Source organism: Hyphomicrobium sp. LHD-15 (assembly GCF_031157355.1).
Lineage (GTDB): Bacteria > Pseudomonadota > Alphaproteobacteria > Rhizobiales > Hyphomicrobiaceae > Hyphomicrobium_C.
The window spans coordinates 140,976-164,821 of sequence record NZ_JAVIFT010000008.1; the positions used below are offsets into that span (position 1 = coordinate 140,976).

General features: G+C 63.0%; 27 protein-coding genes. 14 read left to right on the forward strand and 13 right to left on the reverse strand.

All coding sequences use genetic code 11. The features are described 5' to 3' along the window. Positions 1-25: 25 nt before the first annotated feature. From folP to RCO24_RS18795, 5 genes are all read left to right on the forward strand, one after another. Complete coding sequence (folP, locus tag RCO24_RS18775) at positions 26-1,126, forward strand: dihydropteroate synthase (protein ID WP_308964216.1); 1,101 nt, start codon at positions 26-28, stop codon at positions 1,124-1,126. A 196-nt stretch (positions 1,127-1,322) separates the two neighbouring features. Next, entirely contained in the window at positions 1,323-2,675 is a 1,353-nt protein-coding gene (glmM, locus tag RCO24_RS18780) for a phosphoglucosamine mutase (protein WP_308964217.1), read from the forward strand. 237 nt (positions 2,676-2,912) lie between these two features. Further along, complete coding sequence (locus RCO24_RS18785) at positions 2,913-3,755, forward strand: outer membrane beta-barrel protein (RefSeq protein ID WP_308964218.1); 843 nt, start codon at positions 2,913-2,915, stop codon at positions 3,753-3,755. 390 nt (positions 3,756-4,145) lie between these two features. Beyond that, the gene (locus RCO24_RS18790; RefSeq protein WP_308964219.1) at positions 4,146-5,858 is read left to right on the forward strand and encodes a mucoidy inhibitor MuiA family protein; all 1,713 of its coding nucleotides are present in this window, start codon (positions 4,146-4,148) and stop codon (positions 5,856-5,858) included. A gap of 184 nt (positions 5,859-6,042) precedes the next feature. Beyond that, positions 6,043-7,335, forward strand: coding sequence for an adenylosuccinate synthase (locus tag RCO24_RS18795; protein WP_308964220.1), 1,293 nt, complete (start codon positions 6,043-6,045; stop codon positions 7,333-7,335). Between the two features lie 69 nt (positions 7,336-7,404). Here the strand turns inward: RCO24_RS18795 and RCO24_RS18800 are convergent, their stop codons facing one another. Continuing rightward, positions 7,405-7,911 (reverse strand): N-acetyltransferase, encoded by a 507-nt coding sequence (locus tag RCO24_RS18800; RefSeq protein ID WP_308964221.1) that lies wholly within the window; start codon positions 7,909-7,911, stop codon positions 7,405-7,407. Between the two features lie 227 nt (positions 7,912-8,138). Then, positions 8,139-8,606, reverse strand: coding sequence for an NUDIX domain-containing protein (locus RCO24_RS18805; protein ID WP_308964222.1), 468 nt, complete (start codon positions 8,604-8,606; stop codon positions 8,139-8,141). A gap of 80 nt (positions 8,607-8,686) precedes the next feature. Here RCO24_RS18805 and RCO24_RS18810 point away from each other — a divergent pair, with 80 nt between their 5' ends. Then, entirely contained in the window at positions 8,687-9,607 is a 921-nt protein-coding gene (locus tag RCO24_RS18810) for a metallophosphoesterase (protein WP_308964223.1), read from the forward strand. Here the strand turns inward: RCO24_RS18810 and RCO24_RS18815 are convergent. Continuing rightward, positions 9,597-10,457 carry a protein phosphatase 2C domain-containing protein gene (locus RCO24_RS18815; protein ID WP_308964224.1) on the reverse strand — a complete coding sequence of 287 codons (861 nt, stop codon included), beginning with the start codon at positions 10,455-10,457 and terminating at the stop codon, positions 9,597-9,599. The two genes, RCO24_RS18810 and RCO24_RS18815, sit on opposite strands and share 11 nt — an antisense overlap. A gap of 151 nt (positions 10,458-10,608) precedes the next feature. Between RCO24_RS18815 and RCO24_RS18820 the strand changes: the two genes are divergently transcribed. Then, positions 10,609-11,694, forward strand: coding sequence for a patatin-like phospholipase family protein (locus RCO24_RS18820; RefSeq protein ID WP_308964225.1), 1,086 nt, complete (start codon positions 10,609-10,611; stop codon positions 11,692-11,694). 81 nt (positions 11,695-11,775) lie between these two features. Here RCO24_RS18820 and RCO24_RS18825 read toward each other — a convergent pair whose 3' ends face one another. The 3 genes from RCO24_RS18825 to RCO24_RS18835 form a co-directional block, all read right to left on the reverse strand. Beyond that, positions 11,776-12,552, reverse strand: a complete 777-nt coding sequence (locus tag RCO24_RS18825; protein WP_308964226.1) for a helix-turn-helix transcriptional regulator — start codon at positions 12,550-12,552, stop codon at positions 11,776-11,778. 192 nt (positions 12,553-12,744) lie between these two features. After that, a complete protein-coding gene (locus tag RCO24_RS18830; protein ID WP_308964227.1) occupies positions 12,745-13,311 on the reverse strand; it encodes a septal ring lytic transglycosylase RlpA family protein in 567 nt (188 codons plus the stop codon). A gap of 524 nt (positions 13,312-13,835) precedes the next feature. Then, positions 13,836-14,804: a magnesium transporter CorA family protein gene (locus tag RCO24_RS18835; protein ID WP_308964228.1), complete on the reverse strand. Its 969-nt coding sequence runs from the start codon at positions 14,802-14,804 to the stop codon at positions 13,836-13,838. A 212-nt stretch (positions 14,805-15,016) separates the two neighbouring features. On the opposite strand from RCO24_RS18835, the gene RCO24_RS18840 reads away from it, so the two are divergent. Further along, positions 15,017-15,358, forward strand: coding sequence for a hypothetical protein (locus tag RCO24_RS18840; RefSeq protein ID WP_308964229.1), 342 nt, complete (start codon positions 15,017-15,019; stop codon positions 15,356-15,358). Between the two features lie 251 nt (positions 15,359-15,609). Here the strand turns inward: RCO24_RS18840 and RCO24_RS18845 are convergent, their stop codons facing one another. Together RCO24_RS18845 and RCO24_RS18850 are read right to left on the reverse strand one after the other, a co-directional pair. Then, positions 15,610-15,987, reverse strand: coding sequence for a polymer-forming cytoskeletal protein (locus RCO24_RS18845; RefSeq protein WP_308964230.1), 378 nt, complete (start codon positions 15,985-15,987; stop codon positions 15,610-15,612). Between the two features lie 317 nt (positions 15,988-16,304). Continuing rightward, entirely contained in the window at positions 16,305-16,715 is a 411-nt protein-coding gene (locus RCO24_RS18850; protein ID WP_308964231.1) for a tautomerase family protein, read from the reverse strand. Positions 16,716-16,856: 141 nt separating this feature from the next. Here RCO24_RS18850 and RCO24_RS18855 point away from each other — a divergent pair, with 141 nt between their 5' ends. Continuing rightward, positions 16,857-17,348, forward strand: a complete 492-nt coding sequence (locus RCO24_RS18855) for a protease inhibitor I42 family protein (RefSeq protein ID WP_308964232.1) — start codon at positions 16,857-16,859, stop codon at positions 17,346-17,348. Positions 17,349-17,762: 414 nt separating this feature from the next. After that, positions 17,763-18,374: a glutathione peroxidase gene (locus RCO24_RS18860; protein ID WP_308964233.1), complete on the forward strand. Its 612-nt coding sequence runs from the start codon at positions 17,763-17,765 to the stop codon at positions 18,372-18,374. Here RCO24_RS18860 and RCO24_RS18865 read toward each other — a convergent pair. Then, on the reverse strand, positions 18,343-18,813 hold the full coding sequence (locus RCO24_RS18865; RefSeq protein ID WP_374990981.1) for a hypothetical protein: 471 nt from the start codon (positions 18,811-18,813) through the stop codon (positions 18,343-18,345). The genes RCO24_RS18860 and RCO24_RS18865 overlap by 32 nt on opposite strands. Positions 18,814-18,981: 168 nt before the next feature. On the opposite strand from RCO24_RS18865, the gene RCO24_RS18870 reads away from it, so the two are divergent. Continuing rightward, a complete protein-coding gene (locus RCO24_RS18870) occupies positions 18,982-19,254 on the forward strand; it encodes a DUF2277 domain-containing protein (RefSeq protein WP_308964234.1) in 273 nt (90 codons plus the stop codon). A 119-nt stretch (positions 19,255-19,373) separates the two neighbouring features. After that, positions 19,374-19,865: a hypothetical protein gene (locus RCO24_RS18875; protein WP_308964235.1), complete on the forward strand. Its 492-nt coding sequence runs from the start codon at positions 19,374-19,376 to the stop codon at positions 19,863-19,865. Positions 19,866-19,893: 28 nt separating this feature from the next. Here RCO24_RS18875 and RCO24_RS18880 read toward each other — a convergent pair whose 3' ends face one another. The 3 genes from RCO24_RS18880 to RCO24_RS18890 all read right to left on the reverse strand — a co-directional run bounded on the left by RCO24_RS18880 (position 19,894) and on the right by RCO24_RS18890 (position 21,375). After that, positions 19,894-20,379, reverse strand: a complete 486-nt coding sequence (locus RCO24_RS18880) for a cupin domain-containing protein (RefSeq protein WP_308964236.1) — start codon at positions 20,377-20,379, stop codon at positions 19,894-19,896. A 76-nt stretch (positions 20,380-20,455) separates the two neighbouring features. Further along, positions 20,456-20,785: a hypothetical protein gene (locus RCO24_RS18885; protein WP_308964237.1), complete on the reverse strand. Its 330-nt coding sequence runs from the start codon at positions 20,783-20,785 to the stop codon at positions 20,456-20,458. Between the two features lie 179 nt (positions 20,786-20,964). Further along, positions 20,965-21,375, reverse strand: a complete 411-nt coding sequence (locus RCO24_RS18890; RefSeq protein WP_308964238.1) for a hypothetical protein — start codon at positions 21,373-21,375, stop codon at positions 20,965-20,967. Positions 21,376-21,528: 153 nt separating this feature from the next. Here RCO24_RS18890 and RCO24_RS18895 point away from each other — a divergent pair, with 153 nt between their 5' ends. Then, complete coding sequence (locus tag RCO24_RS18895; protein ID WP_308964239.1) at positions 21,529-21,846, forward strand: hypothetical protein; 318 nt, start codon at positions 21,529-21,531, stop codon at positions 21,844-21,846. Between the two features lie 379 nt (positions 21,847-22,225). Next, complete coding sequence (mgtE, locus tag RCO24_RS18900) at positions 22,226-23,584, forward strand: magnesium transporter (RefSeq protein WP_308964240.1); 1,359 nt, start codon at positions 22,226-22,228, stop codon at positions 23,582-23,584. A gap of 71 nt (positions 23,585-23,655) precedes the next feature. Here the strand turns inward: mgtE and RCO24_RS18905 are convergent. Beyond that, the coding region (locus RCO24_RS18905; protein ID WP_308964241.1) for a hypothetical protein at positions 23,656-23,846 on the reverse strand (191 nt) is incomplete at its 5' end.

Genomic DNA, 23,846 nt, shown 5'->3' on the forward strand with positions numbered 1-23,846 from the left:
CCGCTGCGGTCCGTGGAACCGATTGATGCAACGTTCTCTCTACATTCGTCCCCTCGGAATTTACGCCGCCCGGCAAGGCGCCGAGACACAGGAGCTTCCGCAGGAGATCTGGGGCGGGTTGCCGCTCGCGGGCGGTCCGCTGGCGTTTTCGGCGCTCGAGGTTCTCGAGCGGAGCCCGCGCGGTACGTTGCGCCGGACCATCGGGCTCAGCGATCTCTTCGAACGCGACTGGGGCCGCAACACGCTGGCGGCGGCCGATCTTCTGGAGGAGATCCGCGCCCCGCGCTCCCGTCTCGCTGGGCTCTCGCTCGATCGCACGCGGATCATGGGTATCGTCAACGTCACGCCCGACAGCTTCTCGGATGGCGGCCAGCATGACAACGCGGCGGCGGCGGTGGTGCATGGGCTCAAGCTTGCCGAAGCGGGCGCCGATATTCTCGATGTCGGCGGCGAGTCGACGCGCCCCGGCTCTGAGGCGGTCTCGCTGGACGACGAGCTGCGCCGGGTGATCCCGGTGGTCGAAGGGTTGCGCGCCAAAACCGAAGCGCTGATTTCCGTCGATACCCGCAAGGCCGAAGTGATGCGCCGCGCCGCGCAAGCCGGTGCCGATATCCTGAACGACGTTTCCGCATTGACTCACGATCCGCGCGCGCTCGACGTGGCAGCCGAAAGCGGGCTGCCGATCATGCTGATGCATGCGCAGGGCGACCCGAAAACGATGAACGACAATCCGCAGTACAGCGATGTCGTGCTCGACGTGTTCGATTTTCTCGAGCAGAGGATCCGCGCGTGCGTGGCGGCCGGGGTTCCCAAGACGCGGCTGATCGCCGATCCCGGCATCGGTTTCGGCAAGCATTTGCACCACAACGTCGCGGTGCTCAATGCGATGAGCCTTTATCACGGCCTTGGCGTGCCGGTTCTGCTCGGGGCCAGCCGCAAGAAGCTGATCGGACAGATCTGCAATGTCGAAGACCCGCGGGCGCGGGTTCCGGGCTCGATCGCGGCGGCGCTGCATTCGATCTCGCAGGGCGTCCAGATCGTGCGGGTGCACGATGTCGCCGAGACGCGGCAGGCGGTGGCGGTGTGGGAAGCCGCCCAGGCCGGGTCGGAGAGCGGGCTCGGGTGAGCCGGGGTTAGATTCGACCTTAATTTGCACCTGATAAGGTTGCAGTTTGTAAGGCATTTCGCGGTATGCTGGCGGGTGGCGCGCTTGCTTGCTTTGCGGCGCGCTAAGTTTTTGTTGAGATTTTCCGCGCGCCTTTTGCGCCCGCGTCCGCTGGGCTTAAAATCGTGCGATCTGCGCTTCGGGGTGAGGGAAACACATGACACGCCGCTATTTCGGTACCGACGGCATTCGTGGGCTCGCCAACCGGCACCCGATGACATCCGAGGTTGCGCTGAAAGTCGGCATGGCCGCCGGCAAGCTGTTTCAAAGCGGCACGCATCGTCATCGCGTGGTCATCGGCAAGGACACGCGGCTCTCGGGCTATATGCTCGAGGCGGCGCTGATGAGCGGCTTTACGTCGGTCGGTATGGACGTGTTCCTGCTGGGGCCGATGCCGACACCGGCCGTTGCCATGCTGACGCGCAGCTTGCGCGCCGATCTCGGCGTCATGATCTCGGCGTCGCACAACCGTTACGACGACAACGGCATCAAGCTGTTCGATCCCGACGGCTACAAGCTTTCCGACGATGTGGAGTTGGAGATCGAGCGCCTGATCGAGGGGCCGAGCGAGCCGCTGTTGGCTTCCGCCGATCGCATCGGGCGCGCGACGCGCGTCGACAGTGCCCAAGAGCGCTACATCGAATTCGCCAAGCGCACGCTGCCCAAGAACCTCAAGCTCAACGGCCTCCGGATCGTGATCGATTGCGCGAACGGCGCGGCCTACAAGGTTGCTCCCGAAGCGCTGTGGGAACTCGGCGCCGAGGTGATCAAGATCGGCGTCGATCCCAACGGACGCAACATCAACTACAAGTGCGGATCGACGGCGCCGGAAGCACTGATTGAAAAGGTGCGTGAAGTGCGCGCCGATATCGGCATTGCCCTCGACGGCGACGCCGACCGCGTGGTGATCGTCGACGAGAAGGGCCATATCGTCGATGGCGATCAGTTGATGGCGGTGATCGCGGAAAGCTGGAACCGGCGCGGCCGGCTCAGCGCCGGCGGCATCGTGGCGACGGTCATGAGCAATCTCGGGCTCGAACGCTATCTCAAGGAGCAGGGGCTTTCGCTGGCGCGCACGCCGGTCGGCGACCGCTACGTCGTCGAGCACATGCGCCGGCATGGTTACAACGTGGGTGGCGAGCAGTCCGGGCATATCGTGCTGTCGGACTTCACCACCACTGGCGATGGGCTGGTTTCCTCGCTGCAGGTGCTCGCGTGCGTCGTGGCGACAGGCAAGCCCGTTTCGGAAGTGTGCGCGCGCTTCACGCCGCTGCCGCAGGTGCTGCAGAACGTGCGCTATGCCAACGGCAAACCGCTCGAAGACAACCGCGTCCGCCGCGCCATCGAGGGCGCGCAGAAGCGTCTTGGCGAAGCCGGACGCCTCGTGATCCGGCCCTCGGGCACGGAGCCCGTCATTCGCGTGATGGCGGAGGGCGACGACGAGAAGCTCGTCAACACGGTCGTCGGCGACATCGTCGAAGCGGTGAAGGCGGCGGCTCAGGCTGCTTGAGAGCCGTTCGGCTGTGTGAGGGGTTCCGCGCGTCTTTTCGTTAACGAAAGGTAGCTTCGCGCTGCTGCTGCGTGAGGCTTCCTTGCCGCACGATGTGTCTTCCGTGCGCTCGCGTGCCCCGAAACGAGGCGGCGCTTAAGTCCGTATTAAACGTTCTCGGACAAATTTCCTGGATCAAGTGCTGCGTCGGTTTTCGGCTCGCTTCGACGCGCGACGCCGCATGTGAAAGGGATAGTCATGAGACTTCTACGCGTTTGCGCCCTCGCGGGCGCAGCCGTCAGCGCAGCTTTGCTTTTCGTATCCGTCGCGCCGGCCCAGGCTGCTGATCTCGGATATGGAAGCATCAAGGATATTCCGCCGCCTCCGTCGGGCCGCGCCTGGTATCTCAAGGGTACCATCGGCATGAAGAACCCGGAGCCGGATTCGATCTGGACGAACGGCCACGGCAACGATGGCTATCAGACGGGTGATTTCACGGTTCATCACGTCGACATCAAGAGCACGGCGCTGTTCGGCATGGGCATCGGCATCGAGCACAGCCGCTGGCTGCGTTTCGACGTGACGGGTGAGTATCGCGGCAAGCAGCTGTTCGTGGCGCAGGATTCGTACAACAGCGGCCCGTGCGGCACGCCGGGGAACTGCGGAACCAACGAATATACCGCCGATCTCGAAAGCTGGCTCGGCCTCGTCAACGCCTACGTCGATCTCGGGACTTGGCGCGGGATCACGCCGTATGTCGGCGGCGGCGTCGGCTTCGGCGCAATCACGGTCATGGGCTTCAAGGACGTCAACGTTCCGAACGACAGCGTCTATTACGGAGACAAGGACAAGACGACGACCAACTTCGCGTGGGCGCTCTACGCGGGCGTGAGCTATGACGTGACGCCGCAATTCACGCTGGATCTCGGCTATCGCTACACCGATCTCGGTACCGTCAAGACGGGAACTGCAACGGCCTACGATGGCTCGGACAGCTACACGGGTCTCCAGATCCGGGACATCGTCTCGCACGACCTGCTGTTCAGCGCGCGCTATCGCCTCGATCAGCCGCAGCCGGTCTATCCGGTGGCATTCAAGTAAGGGATTGAAGGCGCGGCCCAAGGTTTCTCGTAAGGGCTGCGTCTTCGTAGGTTTGGCTGGAGCGCGCTTGCCGGTGTTCGCACCGCAATCGCGCTCCAGCTTTTTTTATGAGACCGCTCATTCGTGCCTCGGGCCGATAGGCTTGAAGCGATCCTGGTTTACGTAAACGGGTCGGCATTTGCCGGCCCGTTTGCCATTTTTGCGCCCGTTAAGGATGTCAATTCGGGGCGTCACGGCTGCTTTATGCAGTCGTGAGAAAAAGCACGCGCGCGGCCATAATTTCGTCTCGAAACGGCCGCACACGAGCCATCGGATGACGGCCGTTCCCAAGCGGCCCGGATGAGCCCGCCCTATCAGATTTCTCAGCTCCCAGCGGAAAGGTCACGCCCCGTGAAGCAGGCCCTTGTCGTCACGCTTTTGTCCCTCATGCTGCCCATTGGGGTTGCGCGCGCGGCGGAAGTCGAAGCGATCTCCAGGATCGACGCGGTCACGGTTTATCCGATGGGCGCCGAAGTTCTGCGTGTTGCCAAGGTTCAGCTCGAGAAGGGCGATCATACGATCGTGTTTCGCGACCTGCCGGCAGGTGCCGTCGAAGGCTCGATCCGCGTCGAGGGGAGCGCTACCGGCAAGCTCGAGATCGGCTCGGTCGATACGCGCAGGATGTTCGTTCCGCGCACCGACGCGGATGCCTCGGTCACGGAGCGGCGGCGCATCGAGGTCGAGATCGAAGCGCTTCGCGACGATCGCACGCGGCTCGAAGCGCAGGTGCAGGGCGCCGAGACGCAGAAGACACTGATCGGAAATCTCGCGCAGCTTCCGACGCGGCCGGCACCGGCCGCAGGCGCCGAACGCAGCGAGGACTGGACGTCCATTCTGACCCTGATCGCGGCCGGCTCGACGGAAGCGCAGCGCGTGATCCAGGAAGCGCAGGTTCGTATTCGCGAGACCGATCGCAAGATCGAGGAACTCGAAAAGAAGCTTGGCGAGATCGCGCCCGAGCGCACCGAGCGCACCGAAGCGAAGGTGTTCGTGGTCGCGCAGTCGGCGCTCGAAGCCGATATCACGGTGCGCTACCAGGTGGCCCATGCATCGTGGACGCCGCTTTACGATGTGCGGCTTGCGACCGGCGCCAAGACGGTGGCGCCGAAGATCGATCTCACGCGCCGCGCCGCAATCAGCCAAAAAACCGGCGAGAGCTGGAGCGACGTCGCGCTGACGCTTTCGACGACGCGGCCGACGGCCGGCGCGTCGGCACCCGAACTCAGGTCTCTGATCGTCGATTTCGAACCGGAAGCGCGTCCGGTTCCGCCGCCGGTCACGATGCAGTCGGCCCCCGTTGGCCGGATGGCCGATGAAGAAGCCGCGAAGCCGGAAGCTGCGCTGGAAGCAGACGCACGTGACAATGACGGCCTTGCCGGCGGAGCGCTGCAGCGCAAGCGGGCGGTTCTGGCCGAACGACCGGCTGAAGTGGTGCAGGCGCCGTTCCACGCGCTCTATGCGGTTCCGGGACGTCTCACCATTCCGGAGACGGGCGAAGCCAAGCGCGTTCAGCTTGGTGCCGAGGCTGTCGAGCCGCAGCTGACAATCCGCGCCGTCCCGAAGCTCGATGCCAAGGCCTATCTCTACGCCAAGTTCACCCTGCCCAAGGGATCGCCGCTGCTGCCGGGTTCCGTCTCGCTGTTCCGCGACGGAACCTTCGTCGGCACCGGGCGGCTTCCGATGCTGTCGCCAGGTGAGGAGCACGAGCTTGGATTCGGGATCGACGATCTCGTGCGCGTGCGCCATGCGGTTGCGCAGGAGACGCGCGGGGAGACCGGCCTGATCTCGACCTCGCGCACCGACAGCCGCAACTATCTTCTCTCGATCAAGAGCATGCATGAGCGGGCGATCGCGCTCTCGATCTTCGACCAGATCCCGGTTTCGGCCAACCAGGATATCAAGGTCGAGCTGACGGGCCGGACCAGCCCCAGCAAACAGAATGTCGACGACAAGCGCGGCGTTCTCGTGTGGGAGGGGAAACTCGAGCCCGACCAGGAGCAGACCATCGAATTCGGTTACCGGGTCTCCTGGCCGTCGTCCAAGTCCATAATTTATAGGCAGTAATTGCCGATTTTTCGGGGGACCGCAGGGCGTTTTCTCGGCGGTTTTCCGCCCTCGCATGCGGCGCCTGGGACGGGCGGCGGATAGTTGTTGGCCAGCGCCGTGACGAGCGCTAAATGTAGGCCAGATGGTTCAGGCCCCGGCTCGATCAGCCGGGGCCATTTCATGACAAGTGGTGGACACGCAAATGGCTAACGTTGTCGTCGTCGGCGCGCAGTGGGGCGACGAGGGGAAGGGCAAGATCGTCGATTGGCTCTCGGAGCGCGCGGATGTCGTGGTGCGCTTCCAGGGAGGGCATAATGCGGGCCATACGCTGGTTATCGGCAACAAGACCTACAAGCTTTCGCTGCTGCCTTCGGGCGTCGTGCGCGACGGCAAGCTCGGCATAATCGGCAACGGCGTCGTCGTCGATCCGTGGGCGCTCATTGCCGAGATCGAGAAGCTCGAAGGCCAGGGCGTCACAGTCAATCGCGACAAGCTCAGGATCGCCGAGAACGCGACGCTGATCCTGCCGTTCCATAGCGAGCTCGACGTGATGCGCGAGGAGGCGGCGGGTGACGGCAAGATCGGCACCACGGGGCGTGGCATCGGCCCCGCCTATGAGGACAAGGTCGGCCGCCGCGCCATTCGCGCGCAGGACTTGAGGAATATTGCGACGCTGGGTCCGAAGATCGACCGCATGCTGCTGCATCACAATGCGCTGCGCCGCGGTCTCGGCAAGGAGGAGGTCAGCAAGGACGCCGTGCTTGCCGAGCTGGCCGCGATCGCGCCGAAGGTCGTTCCCTACATCGACGTCACCTGGGAGCTGCTCGACGACGCGAAGAAGGCGGGCAAGCGCATTCTGTTCGAGGGCGCGCAAGGCGCACTGCTCGACGTCGATCACGGCACCTATCCGTTCGTCACGTCGTCGAACACGGTTGCCGCGCAGGCGGCGGCAGGATCGGGCGTCGGACCGAGCGCGCTGGGCTTCGTGCTCGGAATCGCGAAGGCTTACACGACGCGCGTCGGCGCGGGACCGTTCCCGACCGAGCTTACCGACGAGATCGGCGAAACGATCGGTGTGCGGGGCCACGAGTTCGGAACGGTGACGGGTCGCAAGCGCCGTTGCGGATGGTTCGATGCGGTGCTCGTGCGCCAGGTCGCCAAGGTTTCGGGCATCGACGGCATCGCGCTGACGAAGCTCGACGTGCTCGACGGCTTCTCTGAAATCAAGGTGTGCGTCGGCTACAAACTTGACGGCCAGAGGCTCAACAGGCTGCCGGCCGGCATCAACGCGCAATCGCGCGTCGAGCCGATCTGGGAGACGTTCGAGGGGTGGTCAGAGTCGACGCGCGGCGCACGGCGTTGGGCGGATCTGCCGGCGCAGGCGGTCAAGTACGTGAAGCACATCGAGGAGCTGATCGAGTGCCCGGTGACGCTGCTCTCCACGAGCCCCGAGCGTGACGATACGATCCTGATGAAGGATCCGTTTGAAGATTAAGAATTCGGCACTGGGCATTCGGCACTCGGGAAGAGTCTCGACAATGGGGCCGATTGCCGATTGCCGGGGTCAGCGGCCGGAGACGAGGCCGGTGAAGCGTTGCAGGGCGCCGTCTTCCAGCTCGATCGCGAGGATGCGGGCGGGATTGACGGGGCCGGGGAACGTGATGGTGCCCGGCGCCACCCGCTTAAAGCCGAAGCGGCCGTAATAGGGCTCATCGCCGACGAGCACGACGATCTTGATGTCGCCGGTGCGGGCGGTTTCGAGAGCTTCGCGGATCAAGGTCCGGCCGAAGCCTTGGCCTGCGTACTCTGACGCGACGACCAGCGGCCCGAGCAGAGCTGCTCCCTTGTTGCCGCCGATCGAGATTTCCGACATCCGGATCGCCGCGACCAGCTGGTCGCCGTCCATCGCCAAACGGCAAAAAGCTGAGATCTCCGTTTCCGGGCCCTTCTGCTCGCGGACGCGGTAGGCGGTGCGCGCGAAGCGGCCGGGGCCGAAGACGCGGTCATGGAGGGCGGAGATCAGGGGAACATCCTCCGGCGTGGCTGGCCGGGTGACGACTTTTGAAAGCATCGGACGGGATCCTGGGCTGAGGTCAGACGAGCGGTTCAACGCGCAAGGCGCGGCAGGCGCGCTCGTCGCGGTCGCATCTCACTCAGACTGGCGGATCGTGTGCTCATAGGTCCCTGTACTCATTGGTGGCGGGGCTTTAGCACGGGGTCCGGGGCGGGTCCAGACGTTGCCCCTGTCATAATTCGTTAGCCAAAACCGGCCGATGCGGCGGCTAGAGACGACCGACCTTACGGTGACCAGTGGAGCGACGGAGGGCGGCTTTCGATGATCTCGTGAATGCGCTCACGTGTCGGCGGGCTGATGGCGTCCGGAAGCGCGTTCCAGGGAAACATCCGCTGCTCGGCGATTTCGGCGTTGGGTTTCGGAACGACGGGCTGGCGCCAGGCGCGCACGACGAACAGGGCGATGTGGTCGTTCGGGAACAGGCGGTGATTGGCGAAGAGGCCGAACAGCTCCGGCGGACCGGTCAGCTCGATGCCCGCTTCCTCGTGCAATTCGCGGCGAAGCGCATCCTCAACCGTTTCGTTCTTCTCGACGCCGCCGCCCGGAAAGTGCCAGCCCGGCCGATAGGTGTGGCGGATCAAAAGCACGCGGTTCTCGTTATCCAGTACGGCGCCTTGCGCGCCCAGCGTCAAGCCGCGAGAGTGGCGCCAATAGCGTTGCAGAACCTTGCGGATCAACTTCTCAGGCGACACGCGGCTTCTCCCGGGGCATGGTCGCCGTTCGCGTTGGACGGGAACGCGCGCCAGCAAAGGATCGTACGGCTCGAGGGCATATGACCGACACTTTCACTCTTGTCCATATGTCGGATATCCATCTAGGCCCGATCACGGGCTTTCATGCGCGGCATTGGAACACGAAGCGGGCGCTGGGTCTTCTGAACTGGCATCGCGGCCGGCGTCACGTCCACCGCGCGCAGCTCGCCGATCTCATCGCCGCCGATGCACTCGCGCACAATCCGGATCATATTGCGGTGACGGGCGATCTCGCCAATCTCGGCTTGCCGGGTGAATTTGCGGTCGCGCGTGAATGGCTCGATACGCTGGGCGACCCGCAGCGGGTGTCGGTGGTGCCCGGCAATCACGACATCTACAGCGGGCGCATCGGCAGCGCGTCGTGCCTCGACAGCTGGGCGCCCTTCATGCGCAACAGCGAGAGCTGGAAAGCCGATGAACCGGTGCGCTTTCCTTACGTGCGCATCCAAGGGCCGATTGCGCTGATCGGGCTCAACTCGGCGGTGCCGACGCCGCCGTTCGTTGCGGCGGGGCGGCTCGGCGATGCGCAGATCGCTCAGCTCGCGGCCGCGCTCGAACGGCTCGGTGAAGCAAACTTTATCCGTGTCGTGCTGATCCATCATCCGCCGCTTCCGGGACAGGCGCCGCCGCGGCGCGCGCTGCAGGACGCAGGCAAACTCGCCGACGTGCTCGATCGCTACGGCGCGGAACTGGTTCTGCATGGGCACAATCATCGCGAGATGCTCTCTTGGCGCACGCATTCGGGCCGCGGCATTCCCGTGCTCGGCGTGGCATCGGCTTCGGCGGCGCGCTCGCACAAGGACGAGCCCATGGGGCGCTATTATCTCCTGCGCATTGGTCGCGAAGACGGCGTGGTGCGCATCCAATGCGAAACGCGCGGATTTGCGGCTGGGGATGGCCAGATTGTGAAGCTCGGTCAACGCGAGCTGGTCATGCCGTAGGGCTTGCGCGCAGCAATATCGCGGTGGTGTCGTCGCTGGTCTTGGCGCGGGGAAAGCGCGTGCAGTCGAAATCGTCCGCTTCGCGCGTCCGAAGCTCGTCGAAGAGCGGGGCGAGTCCGTCGAGCCAGGCGGCTTCGAACAGGCGCCTCCTGTCATAGAGGCGGAACACGTCGACGAGGCGCATGAAGCCGTCGGATGCGAGCAGGATGCGGGCGCCGTCGGAAACCGGAAGCGTGCCGTGGCGGATGAGCGGGCGCGGCGCGTCGGTGATCGAAAAAATGCCGTAGCCCGATAGCGTGTTCATGCGGCCTCGCTGCGCGCGGAGAAGCGGATAAAGATCTGCACGCGTCATCGGCTTCGGCTGATGCGCCGTGTCTTTCGATAGATCCTTCAGGGCGTCGACCACCCACTGGTCGCCGGCGTTCTCCTCGTCGTCGCAGATCTCGGTAAAGCAGCCGTTGTCGTCGACAAGCAACGTGCAGTCGCCGAGGCTGACGAATTCGAGATTGCCGCTTGCGGTGCGTCGGATCACGATGGCGGACGCGGAGGGATGCTCCTCGGGCCCAGTCGGCTGACGGTTCGCGTCGGCCAGGAAGAGCGGGGCGAGGCGGTCGGCGACGATGCGCGGAATGTCCATCAGGGACGACGGGGGTGTTGCGGCCATGCCCCGCACTGTGTCGTGCATGGCCGCCGCGAACCAGACGGCATCAGTCGGCGCGGGTGTCAGTGGCACTTGGATCACATCGGTTGCGCCGTCGATGACCCAGGCCAAAGGTGACTCCACGCCCGCGCGATCCTCGTTCTCGCGGCCGCTTGCAATGCTGCGGAGATCCACGGCGGCGAGGGTCATGACGGGTGTCTCATTTCTGCTGGCCTTTTGGCGTGTGTATTTTGTGCCATGCGGCCGATTGCGTGGGCAGACCGACTTTCCAAACGTGTTAGCATTTGAAATCGCAGATCGTGGTCTCATGCAACCCGGAACCACTCCAGGAGCATCCTTTTTGCCGCGCTTCAGACGTCACATCAAAATCAATCTGGCTCTGCAAGGCGGCGGTGCGCACGGCGCGTTCACGTGGGGCGTGCTCGATCGCTTGCTCGAGGAAGAGCATCTTTCGTTCGGCTGGGTTTCGGGGACGAGTGCGGGCGCGGTGAATGCGGTGGCGCTTGCGGACGGGCTTGCGGAAGGCGGGCGAGAGGGTGCGCGGGCCAAGCTGCGCCAGGTGTGGGAAGCCGTACACAAGGCGGGTGTGCCTGATCTTCTGCGGCTCAATCCGTTCCTGTTCGGGCTCAGCAATTCGAATACGTTCGCGCAGGTCGCGAGCCTGCTCTCGCCGTACGACTTCAATCCGCTCGGCTTCGATCCGCTGCGGTCTCTCCTGGCCGAGACGATCGACTTCGGACGTATCCGGGCGTCGTCTCCGGTCGAACTCGCGATCGCGGCGACGGAAGTCGCGACAGGGCGGTCTCGTATTTTTCGGCGCGGAGAGATGACGGTCGAAGCGGTTCTCGCATCTGCGTGCCTGCCGACGCTGCACCGGACGGTCGAGATCGACGGCGTCGGTTACTGGGATGGCGGGTTCTCGAAGAACCCGGATCTCATCACCGCGGCGATGGAAAGCCCGGTCGCGGATACGCTGCTCGTGCAGATCAATCCGCTGGTTCGCCGCGAGGTGCCGAAAGGCGCGCGTGAGATTGCGGGTACTGCCAACCGCCTGACGTTCAACGCGCCGCTTCTCCGGGACGTGGAGCACATCCTGGCGGTGCGCGAGGCGTTGAAGGGCCGGTTCAGCGCGCGGCGCGGGCGGCAGGGTGCGCTGGCCACGCATCGGTTTCATATGATCGAAGCCGGGCGCTATACGGCGTCGCTTTCGGACGACAGCAAGCTGAAGCCCGATCTCGGGCTCTTCACCTACCTGCATTCGGCGGGGCGGACGCAGACGCACAAATGGATCGCGAAGCACCTCAAGGATGTGGGCCGGCGCGAGACGGTCGATCTTGCGGAGCGGTTCAACGGCGATGCGGCCCAGCCGTTCGAAGAAGCAGGAAGCGAAGAGGCGCCGGCACCCGTCGTGTCTTCGCGTGCGTGATCCAATGGATCGCGAAGTCCTGTTTGGCGTCACCTAGGGAGCCGTGGGCCGCGCGGACGACAGCGCCCTTTGTGGGCGAGGTCAGGGGCCAACGAGCCGCGCGTAGCCTTCCTCGACGGAGTTTTCGAGCAGGCCCTTGTAGATCTTGTATTCCGGGGTCTTCGACGTGATCTCGCCGAGCGCCAGAGATTTGAATTCCTGGCGCTTCAGATAGACGATCGGCGCCGAGACGGGGACGAACGTGGCGCGCTGCTTGTTCAGCGTGGTGATCAGTCCGCGCATCTCGCCGCTCTGGTCGATTTGCGAAATCAGAACCATGCGCATGGCGCCCTTGGTCAGCGAGACCAGGTGAATGTACATGGAGGAGGCCGGCACATAGAGGCGGCCACGGTGCGAGAAGGGGGCGTCCGGGCGCTCGCGCTCCTCGAACAGGAGGCTCGGCCATTCGGGGTCCCAGACGATGTCGGTCCGGTAGGCGACGATGGCGTCGGGCTTGGCGAAGGCCGGCCGAATGGTGAGATAGCTGCCGATGTAGTGGTCGACGGCGGCGCGCGTGTAGGCGCCCATGTAAACCGGCGCGACGACGCCGCCTTCACCCTTGAGCTCCATCGGCTGGGCGGTCGACATCGACCCGAACCAGGATTCCTTGAGGCGCTGGTAGTCGAGGCCGAGCACCATGGCCACGTCGAACAGAGTTTGCTCGCGGACCGGCTTGCCGTGCAGAAGGTTCTGGATGGTCTTTTCGTGGCAGTCGGCGGCGTCCGCCAACTCGGCCTGGGTCAATTTCTTTTCGACCATCGCGGTGCGGATGATCTGGACCGCAGCGGCGCGTTCTTTTGTATTGGGTGTCGATTTCATACGGAAGTCGGCCCGGCCCCGGATAACAACTTTCCGCAATATACCGAATTTTGCCGGCACCCCAAGCCTTAAGCGCGGGTGTGGTGAAGAGTGTTCGATTTCTTTTTGAGGGGCGGCTGATTTTCTGTCCGTTGACAGAAGAAAGGCGAGCCGCTTGCGCGACTCGCCTCTGCAACTCGTGGATGTTCTTGCTTAGAGCACCGAGATCGAAACCCGGGCGAGGCCGGCGCCGGTCATGCCGATCACCGAAGCAGCGCCACGCGACAGGTCGATGATGCGGCCCTTGATGAAGGGGCCACGGTCATTGATCGTCACGACGACCGAGCGGCCGTTCGACTGGTTGGTGACGCGCACCTTGGTGCCGAAGGGCAGCGTGCGGTGAGCGGCGGTCAGGCCGTTCGGGTTGAAGCGTGCGCCAGAGGCAGTCTGCTGCCCCTGCCAGTAGTAGGAAGCAACGCCGTTGGAGCCGCCGCCGTAAGAAGCCGTCTTCACAGCGGACTTGCGGTGCGCGACAGCGCGCTTGGTCGGCTTCGTGGAATAGGCGTACTTGGCTTTGCGCGTCTTGTAGGCGGTCTTGTGAGCGCGCTGCTTCTCAGTGCGGTAGGCGGCCTTCTTGTAGCTGGCCTTCTTGTACGCAACCTTCTTTGCGTGCTTGCAGGCGTAGTCGCCGTTGCAGTGCTTCGGGGCCGCGCTCGCCGGGAGAGCGCCAAACAGGCCAACCGACATAAGGGCGAGTGCTGCGAGAGCAATAAATCGCATGATCAATTCTCCGTTCTTCAAAGCGACGGTGCCGCGGTTCTTTTTCTTGTGCTTCCAGTTGGAAGCCCTGCTCGAGCGGTGCTCCAGTCCGGCAGATGGTCCCCGTGGGACGAAGCCGGCTGTCCGCCAGTGGCGGATTGCTTTCCTGAACAGAAGGATGAGCTACCGATGCGAAGAGCAAACCTCAGCGCAACCCCAGAACTTGTTCCGTCACTGAAAAATACGAGGCATCTTTCCGTCCACCCCGTTCTGGTGGGGGCACCTGACCAGCCGATCCGGGCAGAATCAACGCTTAATGCTGAATGCCGTTCGAATTGAAAAATGCTGGCGTTGATTCCGCTTCGCTTTTCAGCCGACGCGGAGAAAAGTGCGACGGCACGTCGCACATACGGTGTCTCACGCTTCGTTTGCAACCCTATGGAATTGCGTTCGAAATGTGTCGTCCATTTAGCGGTTTCGTGGCGGGATGAATCGCACGAGGCGGCCCTCAGCGTGGGCAGGCCCGTGCTTTGAGCCTCTCGCCTTTAGAGCCAGCCCTTGCGCCGGAAATAGATGAAGGGGACGATCGCTGACACGAGCATGAGCCCCAGTGCCATTGGATAACCGCTGATCCACTCGAGTTCGGGCATGTGGCGGAAGTTCATGCCGTAGACCGAAGCGACGAGGGTCGGCGGCATCAGCATGACCGCCATCACCGAGAACAGTTTGATGATCTGGTTCTGCTCGTTCGAGATGAGGCCAAGGGTGGCGTTGAGCAGGAAGCCGATGCGATCGGAGAGGAAGCGCATGTGCTCGGCGAGCGAGGCGAGATCGCGATCGGCCGTTTCGATCCGCTGGAAGACCTTGCCCTCGCAATTGCGCTCCTGGGCCGTGTTCTTGAGAACGTGAAGGACGCGCTCCAATGAGGTCGCGCTTTCCGTGACGCGGGCGACGATATCGCCCTGGGTTCCGGTTCCCTTCAACAGGACGTCCAGCTTGTTGGCACGCGCGCGCCGCGCGCCGAGATCGAAGATCCCCTTTGCGAGCTTGTCGACACGGTCCTGGATCTGCTCGATCAGATCGGCCTGGCGCTCGATCAGCGTTTCGATCAGGCCGATCATGATCGCCGCGCCGGTCTGGCAGGAGGCATCGCCGCGGTCGACGCGCGAAAGGAATGCCGGGAAGGCCCTGCTGTCGGTGTAGCGGACCGTGACCAGGGCGTTGCCGGTCAGAATGAACGTGAGCGTCGAGGTACCGAGCGTCTGCTCGTCGATGTTGTGTACGATGAAGCCCGTCATGTAGCTCGCGCCGTTCTCCTGGTAGAAGCGGCTCGAAGCTTCAATCTCGCGCATTTCGGCGCGGGTCGGGACCGAGATCCCGAGCAAGGTTTCGACGTGGTTGTCCTCCTCCTTGGTCGGGTTCAGGAGGTCAAACCAAACGGTATTGGCCGTGATCGGCGTGTTCTCATCGTGCTTCGACAGGCTATGGCCCGTCGTGTCGTAGGTGGTCAGCATGTTCGTCCCCTTGCCGCCTTGAACTCCCTCGGCGGATCCCCATACCTTACAGCAAAGCCGCAGGGTTGCGGTATGGCCCGCCTGCCACCGGGGCGCTGTCATCTTGGGAACTGCTTGTTCGGCCCTCCCTGGCGTAAGGGTGCGCGCAGTCATTTGGCATCCCGTCGACTGCTTTTTATGGCGGCGTTTTTTATACTCAGGAGTGATTTACCATGGTTTTCCCCTCGCAATTCGGCGCCGGCGCCCGCGTAGGTGCTCTGATCGCGGCTGCTTTGGCCGTGCCGCTCGTCGTGGTTTCCGGCACGCAGCCGGCCGAGGCCCGCATCCGCTGCGTCGACGGGTATCAGATCGTGAACGGATCGCAGATCGCGACCCCGTATTGTCAGGATGAAATGGTGGCGCGGGTTGCGCGTGAGCGCGGCATCAAGGTTTCGGCTGCAGCGATCCGCGAAAATCCGAACCTCAAGCGCAACATCTGTCAGCACATCGGGCGCGATAACCGGATCCATCTCGCCTGCATCGATGCAAACAGTGTGGGTCGTCGCGGTTTCTAAGAGCTGGGCTTCTTAGAGCGTGATTGCTTATCTTTGAAATCGCAATCCCGCTCTCGCCTCTCGATGAGACCGATGATTCACGCTTCGGACTTTTCCTGCGCTGCCGATTCACGTCGCGCCCAATAGGGGCCGCGACGATCGGAGCGCGAAGGTCTGAAGCGATCATGGTCTAGTCGAAATGAAGCGAGCCCTCTCGCGGAGGTCGCGAAAGGGCTCGGATGCCTGGCTGCACTCCAGCGGATCGGGCTGCTTCAGCCCGTCTGCTGATGCTGCTGCGTGCTCGGGTAGGAATTCACATCCAGGTTTGGCGTGATTTCCGAGAGATCCTTCGCACGGCGCACGCGGCCGTCGAACTGGGCGCCTTCGGAAATCGAAAGCGTCTGATGGAAGATGTCACCCTCGACCTCGGCGGTCGGATGCAGGGTGACTGTCTGTGCCTTGATGGCGCCGCGGACGCCGCCGCGCACTTCGATCTGCTCAGCGCAGACCGTGCCGATCACGGAGCCATCCTCGCCGATCACGACCTGCTTGCCGCTCACGTCGCCGCGCACATCGCCGTCGATCTGCAACCTGTTCTGCGAGATGATGGTGATCTTTTCGCCGAGAATGGTGAGGTCGGTTCCAATCACCGACGTTCCCATCGAGGACGCAGCACCGAAGGGCGAAGAGCGCCCGCTCGACGGCGCTGGCGTTGCCGATCCGTTTTGCGGAAGGGCGGGCAGACCCGGTGGCTTGGGTAGACCTGAATCGGAATTAGAGCCGCGGCTGAACACGCTTACCTCCCCTGATACTCAATACTCACAACGTCGATCCACTATGGACACAAACATCTTCACATGGAGAAAATTTGTCTTCGTTGGGTGAACGCCCGCGAAATTGTCGCGGTATCGCCATCTCTTGGGCGCATTTCCGCCCGCGTCGCGATCGGTTCCGCGGATTAACCGCGTCAGTTCCCTTCGAGCTTTCCGCCAAGTTCGCCGGTCAAGAACTGAGCGCGGCCATAACCAAAAGACCAGTCTTCATCGGTGTTCTCGATGAAAGATACGACGACGTCGCTTGATGCGATCCCGCAGCTTTTCTCGAGCTCGTCGACCAGCAGGCGATAAAAATTTTCCTTGGCCTCGCGTCCGCGCGGGCGGCTGGTGACCTGAAGAAAAATCATTTTTTCGGTGCGGGGAATATCGAGCCCGGTGTCCTCGACGATCAGGCGCGAGGGCTTATGCTCATGGACGATCTGATAGCGGTCGCGCGCGGGCACGTTGAAGGCGGCCAGCATGGCGCGGTGGGCCGCGTCGAGAAGGGTCTCGAGCTCGGCGTCGGAGCGGCCTTCCAGGATGTCGAAGCGGAGAAGGGGCATGGGATGGGCTCAGGGGTTGGTAGCGGGTCACAGCCAGTAGGCAGCAAGGGAACGGGGATCGTCAATGCTCTGTCGGTGCAATGGACGAGGCGGGGGCTGCGTGCGAAGCTGGGGCGGTATCAGGACTGCGAGGGCGCGCTTATGTCGAAAGTTGCAATGAGGCGGTTTGCTGCGGCCTCCCTCGTGGGGGCGCTTTTGCTCGCTGGGGCTTCGAAGGCGAGCCTCGCGCAGGAGACGCATCTGCAAGTCAGTGTCGGCGACACGGCCACCGTGCAGCTCGATGGCAATCCTTCGACCGGATATTCGTGGGTGCCCGAGGCTGTTCCCAAGCTCGTGACTGTCGACCTCTTGGGCTATGCGAAGCCCGAGCTTGCTCCGGGCGAGCGGCCGAAACTCGGCGCGCCGCAGAAGTTCCAGGTGCTGATCACCGGGGTTGCGCCCGGCACAGCAACGCTGGTCTTCAAGTATGTTCGTGGCGGCACGGCGGAGCCGGCCAAGACGCAGAGTGTGGCGGTCGAAGTGGTCGGCGCGCCTCCGGATGCGCCGGCTGGCGATCCGCTCGACACGACATCGCCGGATCCGGTCGAGGACCCGGGCGAGCAGATGCTCGATGGTGGGCCCGGAAACGAGTAGGGCGCTGCGGTTGGCGCGAAGGGCAAAAGCAAAGGGGCTGCCCAAAGGACAGCCCCCGTGAGATTTCGGCGGCGTTATGCGGCGATTGTTGCGCCGCGCCGCTCAATCGCTGGGTTCAGCCGACTACCGAAGGTAGATCCAGCTTGAAACCCTGCGACCGCGACATCGCCGTCCTCAAGATCCCACTCGACATCGGATCACCTCCTTCCAGTTGTTGAACGATGAGAGGATGCTGCCATGCTTCGCGCGATCTGAAAAGTTACGTTTTGGATAGCTGGTGCAACCGGCTCGACGTGCCTATGTCAGAAAGGCCTTGAAAAAGCCGAACGCTCCGGCTGCCGTTGCTTCGCTCAGGAAGCTACAACCCGGTCCTGCGGAAGCGTCGACGTTTCCGGAACTCGAATGGAGGGCGCCATGCGTCTCACGATTGCCGCTTCAGCAACTTTGCTCGGGCTCTCCGCGGTGTTTGCCGCTGATGGAGCACCATCAGGTGAGGGCGCGACGCCTGCGGGGAGCGAGAGCGCGAAGACGGCGTGGGATTTCTCGTTCACGTCAATCGACGGCAAGCCGATGCCGCTTTCGGATTTCCGCGGCAAGGTTCTGCTCGTCGTCAACACGGCGTCGTTCTGCGGGTTCACGAAGCAATATAAAGCGCTGCAGGCGCTGCACGCGAAGTACGAGCCGCAGGGCTTTGCTGTGATCGGCGTGCCGTCGAACGATTTCGGTGCGCAGGAGCCGAAAGCCGCCGGCGAGATCAAGGAATTCTGCGAGGGGATCTTCGGGGTCGAGTTTCCGCTGACGGACAAGAACGTCGTTTCGGGAGATGGCGCGCATCCGTTCTACAAGTGGGCGCGCGAGCAGCTCGGCTGGGTGAATGCGCCGAAGTGGAACTTTCACAAGTATCTCGTCGGTCGCGACGGCAAGCTGGTGACGAGCTTCTTCTCGGTGACGGCGCCGGACGCGGATCGATTGGTTTCGGCGGTGGAAGAGGCGCTCAGGAAGCCGAAGGTGGCGGCAGTGGAATAGGGAGTTCAACGGCGGCGAGGGCGCGCTCCGCAGACAGTTCCGCACCAATAAAATCGCCGCGCACGGCCTTCAACGCGTTTCGCTCTCGCTCGATTTCGTAGGTGGTTCGGAACCCGAGCCGGCGCAAGACCGGGACAGGCGGGCACCAACCCTGGACCGCGTGCTGAAAAAGAAACAACGTCACCAGGGCGGGGAGCGCCAGCCAATAGGGATGAACAAAAAAACCTAGTGCCACGCCTACGAAGGCCAGTGTCGAGGCATTGGCTTCGATCGCGCGCTCGATGTCCCATTCTTCGTCCAGCTCGCGTAATCGCTGTGCTATGCGGGGCTTATCGTGCGCGAGGGTTTGTACCCGATCGCGCGTCTCAACCGCTATACGCGCGTTGACCGCAGGCTCGGTGTGATCAGGCACCCTATCTTTTGTCGTTGGAATCGCCATTTTCTTCACTTCCTTTGTCTCGTTCTCAACGTGCGGGGCATGGTGTTGTTCCGGTGACGCGTTGTTCCGGCGGACGGCGAGGTCTGAAGCTGTCGGATTCGGCGCTTATCGAACGTCCTCAGGGGAGGCGCGCCGAGCGCCCTAGTTGGATCAAGCGGGAGGTTGCGCATGTGCCGCAATATCAAGACGCTCTACAATTTCTCGCCGCCGGCGACCGACGACGAGATCCGCGCCTCGGCGCTGCAGTTCGTGCGCAAGCTCTCGGGTTTCAATCGCCCGTCGCAGGCCAACGAGGCGGCGTTCGATCGCGCCGTCGATCAGGTGACGGCGGTGGCGCGGGAGCTGCTCGGCACGCTGGTCACGATGGCGCCGCCGCGCGATCGGGAGGTCGAGGCTCAGAAAGCGAAAGCGCGCAACGCGGTGCGGTTCGGGACAGGCTGAGGCCTAGGCCGAAGGCGAGCATTACCTGTGCAAACCCGTAATGAATCAGATTGCCGGGATCTCGCTTCTGTTTCATCGTCCGCGTGCAGAAAAATATTGGTGCTCGCCCGATGAGAACGATGGCTTTCACGCTGCTTCTGTGGTGTTCAGTGACGGCAGCTAATGCTCAGTGGGTCCAGCAGAAAAAAGAGGATCCTTTCGACGGAAAACACCTCTACATCGCCGTGACTGCTTCTGGCGCTTATGGGTTTGGTGTGCGCTGCGAAGCCGGAAGCGATCGGCCGGAATTGATTCTAATAACACCAGAAAAACTCGACTCGGCTGCAACGAATCTTCTGAATCTCACTTCGCCAAAGTTGGTGATCATCGTTGACGACAGTTCGCCCAGGGAAGTAGACGCCACTCTGTCCACTGGTGACGAGGGACAGCTAATCATCGCGTCAGATGACGAGCCTGTTGCGGCTCTCGCGGCCGAACTCGTTTTGGCACGCAAGCGGGTAGCGGTAGCGGTGGCCGCTGGTGGAGAAAAGTTTCATAAGACGCAATTCGGTGTGTCGGGAACCAAACGAGCTGTTGGCTCTGTCGTTGCGGGTTGCAAACCAAAAAATTGATCGCTTGCAACAGTGAACGCCCGCAGATTCAATAGGGCGTGCCGTCCTTGTGCGTGAACGCCCATGTTCCGTCCGAGCTGAGCGCGGCCTTGAGGTCGTCCTGCGGATAGCTTCCTTCGTCGCCGGGCGTGCGGTCGCCGATTTCGAGATAGACGACGTTCGCATCGGTGCGGTTGACGAGGTGATGGGCGATGCCCTGCGCTGGAAAGCCGGCGCACATGCCGGGGTGAAGCGCGATTTCCCCAGCATCGGTGACGAGCGTCGGTTTGCCTTCGAGAATGTAGACGAACTCGTCCTGCCTGGAGTGGAGATGCAGCAGCGCCGACTCGCCGCCGGGGTGCAGGGTCGTGAGATTGACGCCGAAGTTCTTGAGTCCAAAGAGATCGCCGAGGGGGCGCTTGTCGCGCCTGGCCATTCGGCTGAAGAACGGCTCCGGATAGTTGGACGGCTTGGTGCGGAGCGGCGCCTCGGCCGCCGCGATGGCAAGCGGCGCGCGATTTTCAGTGTCACCCATTCTCTCGATCCGGTCTCGTTGCTTGTAGAGCCAGAGCATCGAGGCCGGGCGGGGCGTGGTCAATCGCCAAGAGCAACTAGTTCTTGGGTTCCGGTTGGGGTTCGGCCGTCTGCTCGCTCGCGAGCTTTTCGACCTGGGCGGCCATGTTGGGAATGAGATGGACGCGGTAACTCGCGTCGTCGCATTTGAGCGTCCAGACCGGATCGTCGGGGTTTCCGGTCGTGGTGTCCCGCTCGGCGCTGAGCGGCGTCTTGCAGGTGAAGCCCTGCTTGCGGATCTGCACCGCGATGATGTCTTTCGACACCTCTTTGGGGTCGGCTGCGAAGCTCTCGGTGACGATCGGCGGCGCGCCGATCAGGACGGCGGCGGCGATCGCGGAGCAACAGAACGTGCGGATCAGGGTCATGGATCCAGCCCTCTTTTTTATCGTGCTTCTTATCGCAAAACCGGTTTCCACTTTTCCGGAAGCACTTTTGGGGGAGCACGCCCTATTCTACGACGATCTCGGGTGCCGGGTTCCGCGTTGTCATCCGCTAACCTTAAATATTTGCAGACAACGCGGCGTGCTGCATTGCAATGCCGTTTTCAATCCGGCGCGGCCTGCATTTCTATTGCGCGGCCAAGCCCCGCAAGCAGCGTGCCGAGGGCGAACAGCCCGATGACGATCAACTCGATGTAGCCTTCCACATTCTCCTTATCGATCATGAAATCGGAGATGTTGGCATCCGAGTTCTTGTAGTCGGCGAGTGTCTTGTCGCGCCGGGCCTCGGTCTGCTGGATCTGCTCGTTGGGCGCGTTCAGCACCTTCAGCAAGGCGATCTGATTGTCGAAGGTGGATTGCAGCTGGATTTGAGCGGATTGCTGCGTGTTGAAGGCGACGAGCCGCCATTCGATCTCACGCTTGAGCGGTTCCAGATAGAAGAGCTGTGTCGCGGTGGAGGCGAGCAGCAGCAGAATTCCGAACAGTTCGCCAATCTGGTAGCCCTTCAAACGCATCGTAGTTCCCCTGTTTCCCCGTGGTGTCGGGCGCAACGTTAGCGTGCCCGATGCGGATGGTCGATTGGCTTCATTCGGCCTCGGCGCGGCCCGAATGCAGCCCAACACCGCGGCTAGGTTTTCCTTCGATTCGAACCGCTCGTTGGGAGCCCTATGAACCTCGATCATTGCGCACAGCGCCAGGCCGCGATTTCGGCCCTTTCGGACTATTTCCACGCGACCTCGCAATCGTTCTCGCGGCCGGAAGCCGTTTCGATGCTGGGCGGCCGGGCCGAAAGCCTCCGTTGCCAAGTGGAGGCGCATGCCGAGCGGCTGGCGGTCGTCGCGGGGCTCGCGGGCCAAGGCCGCGCCACCCTCACCGATGTCGAGGGCATTCTCGCGGACCTGCAGGAACTCGGCGTCTACGCCGACAACCGGCTCTTCAGCGCCGTCTGCCGCTTGTACGAGAGGATCGGCGCCCGCGCAGCTTAGTTCCGGGGCTTGCTTGGGACGGGGCTGCGACGGGTGCGGATCACCTGTCCAAAAGTTCAGATGGCGTACGGCTTGACGGTGGAAGCCCCGAGGCTCATATACCCCTCGTGGGCCTATTCGCGCCTGCAAATTCAAAAGGAAACGAGACGTCATGCCAAGCGACAGTAGTCGATTGTCTTTGCCGTCGCGGCTGCTCGTGGATCGACGCTAACTTTCTTTGATGAGACCGATGTTTCACGCTTCGGGCTTTCCTGCGCTGCCGATTTAAGCCGTGCCTGATAGGCGGCACGGCTATCGGAGCGGCTAGGGCCCGAAGCGATCATGGTCGAGGCGTCGGCTTCTCACGGTCCTCCGCGAACGGCGGAACGTGAGGTGAGCCATGAACGAAATCCGCGTTGCGGAAGGGTCGGTGCTGCTCGGCGATGTTCGCCAGGAGCACGTCGCCGACGTCGTCGCACAAATCAACGAACTCAGTGTTGCGGACGGGGCCTTGCTGCTCGCAAGCCTGCCGCTGGACCGCGTGATCGATATCTTCGACCGGCCGGAACTGTCCCGCGCCGGCGAATTGATGCTCGAGCTTTCGGAGCCTGTTTCCGGCCAGGTTCTCAAGGGGATGGCCGCCGACCGGGCGGCCGACACGCTGCGCGCGCTCGACGGCCACGACCGGACCAAGCTGCTGGCACGGGTCGATTTCGAGACCGCGCTCTCGCTCAAGCTGCTGCTTGCCTACCCGGAAGGGACCGCGGGCAGCCTGATGACGACGGAATTCGTCAGCGTGCCGGAGACGTTTACCGTCGCCGAGACGCTCGCCCATATCCGTGCCGTCGAGCCGTCGCGCGAGACGGTTTACGCCATTCTCGTGCTCGATCCGGCGAGCCGCCAGCTGGTGCGCGTGGTGACGCTGCGCCAGCTCATCACCGCCGAGCCGGATTGGAAGATCGTCGAGGTCGGGGCGGATCGCGCGCCGATCTGGGTCTCGCCGGATACGGACCGGGAGGAAGTGGCGCGGCTGATCTCGATCCACGACCTGTTGTCGGTGCCGGTTCTCAACGCGCGCGGGCAGGTGCTCGGTATCGTGACCGTGGATGACGTGCTCGATGCGATCGTCTCGATCAGCACCGAGGACGTGCAGAAGTTCGGTGGCGTGGAAGGGCTGCCAGAGCCCTATCTCGAGATCGGGTTCCTCGGCATGATCCGCAAGCGGGCCGGCTGGCTCTCGGCGCTGTTTCTCGGCGAGATGCTGACGGCAAGCGCCATGCAGCATTTCGAGGACGAGCTGGCCAAGGCGATCGTGCTGACGCTGTTCATCCCGCTGATCATGAGCTCCGGCGGAAATTCCGGTTCGCAGTCGACCTCGCTGCTCATTCGCGCGCTCGCGCTTGGACAGGTGAAGGTGCGCGACTGGTGGCGGGTGGCCCTGCGTGAATTGCCGGTGGGGATTGCGCTCGGCGGTATTCTCGGGCTCGTCGGCATGGTGCGGATCGGCCTGTGGCAGACGATTGGCATCTACGACTACGGCCCGCACTGGGAGCTGGTCGCTTTGACCGTCGGGATGGGGCTGGTCGGAATCGTGACGTTCGGATCGCTTGCCGGGTCTATGCTGCCGTTCGCGCTCAAGCGGCTGGGGTTTGATCCGGCCAGTGCGTCGGCACCGTTTGTCGCGACGCTCGTGGATGTGACGGGGCTCGTCATCTACTTCAGCGTGGCGCTCGTCATTCTTGGCGGGACGCTGTTGTAGGCGTTGTTTGCGCGGCGCCTTTTTCCTGGGCGCCGCGCAAATATTTTTGTTCGCCTAAGAGGGCGAGGCGATCAGGGTTTGTCGATGTAGATCTGGTTGCCCAGTTCGCGGAACTTCTCGCTCATCGCTTCCATGCCGGCTTCAGGATCTATCCGCGTCGTCTCCTCGGCGAACTCAACGGCCGCTTCATTCAGCCTCGAGGCGTAGTCGCGGACTTCGCGGGTGATCTCCATCGAGCAGAACTTCGGCCCGCACATCGAGC

Coding starts and splice junctions, on each gene's coding strand:
- folP (WP_308964216.1), top strand. CDS start 26: ATGCAACGTTCTCTCTACATTCGTCCCCTCGGAATTTACGCCGCCCGG.
- glmM (WP_308964217.1), top strand. CDS start 1,323: ATGACACGCCGCTATTTCGGTACCGACGGCATTCGTGGGCTCGCCAAC.
- RCO24_RS18785 (WP_308964218.1), top strand. CDS start 2,913: ATGAGACTTCTACGCGTTTGCGCCCTCGCGGGCGCAGCCGTCAGCGCA.
- RCO24_RS18795 (WP_308964220.1), top strand. CDS start 6,043: ATGGCTAACGTTGTCGTCGTCGGCGCGCAGTGGGGCGACGAGGGGAAG.
- RCO24_RS18800 (WP_308964221.1), bottom strand. CDS start 7,911: ATGCTTTCAAAAGTCGTCACCCGGCCAGCCACGCCGGAGGATGTTCCC.
- RCO24_RS18810 (WP_308964223.1), top strand. CDS start 8,687: ATGACCGACACTTTCACTCTTGTCCATATGTCGGATATCCATCTAGGC.
- RCO24_RS18815 (WP_308964224.1), bottom strand. CDS start 10,457: ATGACCCTCGCCGCCGTGGATCTCCGCAGCATTGCAAGCGGCCGCGAG.
- RCO24_RS18825 (WP_308964226.1), bottom strand. CDS start 12,552: ATGAAATCGACACCCAATACAAAAGAACGCGCCGCTGCGGTCCAGATC.
- RCO24_RS18830 (WP_308964227.1), bottom strand. CDS start 13,311: ATGCGATTTATTGCTCTCGCAGCACTCGCCCTTATGTCGGTTGGCCTG.
- RCO24_RS18835 (WP_308964228.1), bottom strand. CDS start 14,804: ATGCTGACCACCTACGACACGACGGGCCATAGCCTGTCGAAGCACGAT.
- RCO24_RS18840 (WP_308964229.1), top strand. CDS start 15,017: ATGGTTTTCCCCTCGCAATTCGGCGCCGGCGCCCGCGTAGGTGCTCTG.
- RCO24_RS18850 (WP_308964231.1), bottom strand. CDS start 16,715: ATGCCCCTTCTCCGCTTCGACATCCTGGAAGGCCGCTCCGACGCCGAG.
- RCO24_RS18855 (WP_308964232.1), top strand. CDS start 16,857: ATGTCGAAAGTTGCAATGAGGCGGTTTGCTGCGGCCTCCCTCGTGGGG.
- RCO24_RS18860 (WP_308964233.1), top strand. CDS start 17,763: ATGCGTCTCACGATTGCCGCTTCAGCAACTTTGCTCGGGCTCTCCGCG.
- RCO24_RS18865 (WP_374990981.1), bottom strand. CDS start 18,813: ATGGCGATTCCAACGACAAAAGATAGGGTGCCTGATCACACCGAGCCT.
- RCO24_RS18870 (WP_308964234.1), top strand. CDS start 18,982: ATGTGCCGCAATATCAAGACGCTCTACAATTTCTCGCCGCCGGCGACC.
- RCO24_RS18875 (WP_308964235.1), top strand. CDS start 19,374: ATGGCTTTCACGCTGCTTCTGTGGTGTTCAGTGACGGCAGCTAATGCT.
- RCO24_RS18880 (WP_308964236.1), bottom strand. CDS start 20,379: ATGGGTGACACTGAAAATCGCGCGCCGCTTGCCATCGCGGCGGCCGAG.
- RCO24_RS18885 (WP_308964237.1), bottom strand. CDS start 20,785: ATGACCCTGATCCGCACGTTCTGTTGCTCCGCGATCGCCGCCGCCGTC.
- RCO24_RS18890 (WP_308964238.1), bottom strand. CDS start 21,375: ATGCGTTTGAAGGGCTACCAGATTGGCGAACTGTTCGGAATTCTGCTG.
- RCO24_RS18895 (WP_308964239.1), top strand. CDS start 21,529: ATGAACCTCGATCATTGCGCACAGCGCCAGGCCGCGATTTCGGCCCTT.
- mgtE (WP_308964240.1), top strand. CDS start 22,226: ATGAACGAAATCCGCGTTGCGGAAGGGTCGGTGCTGCTCGGCGATGTT.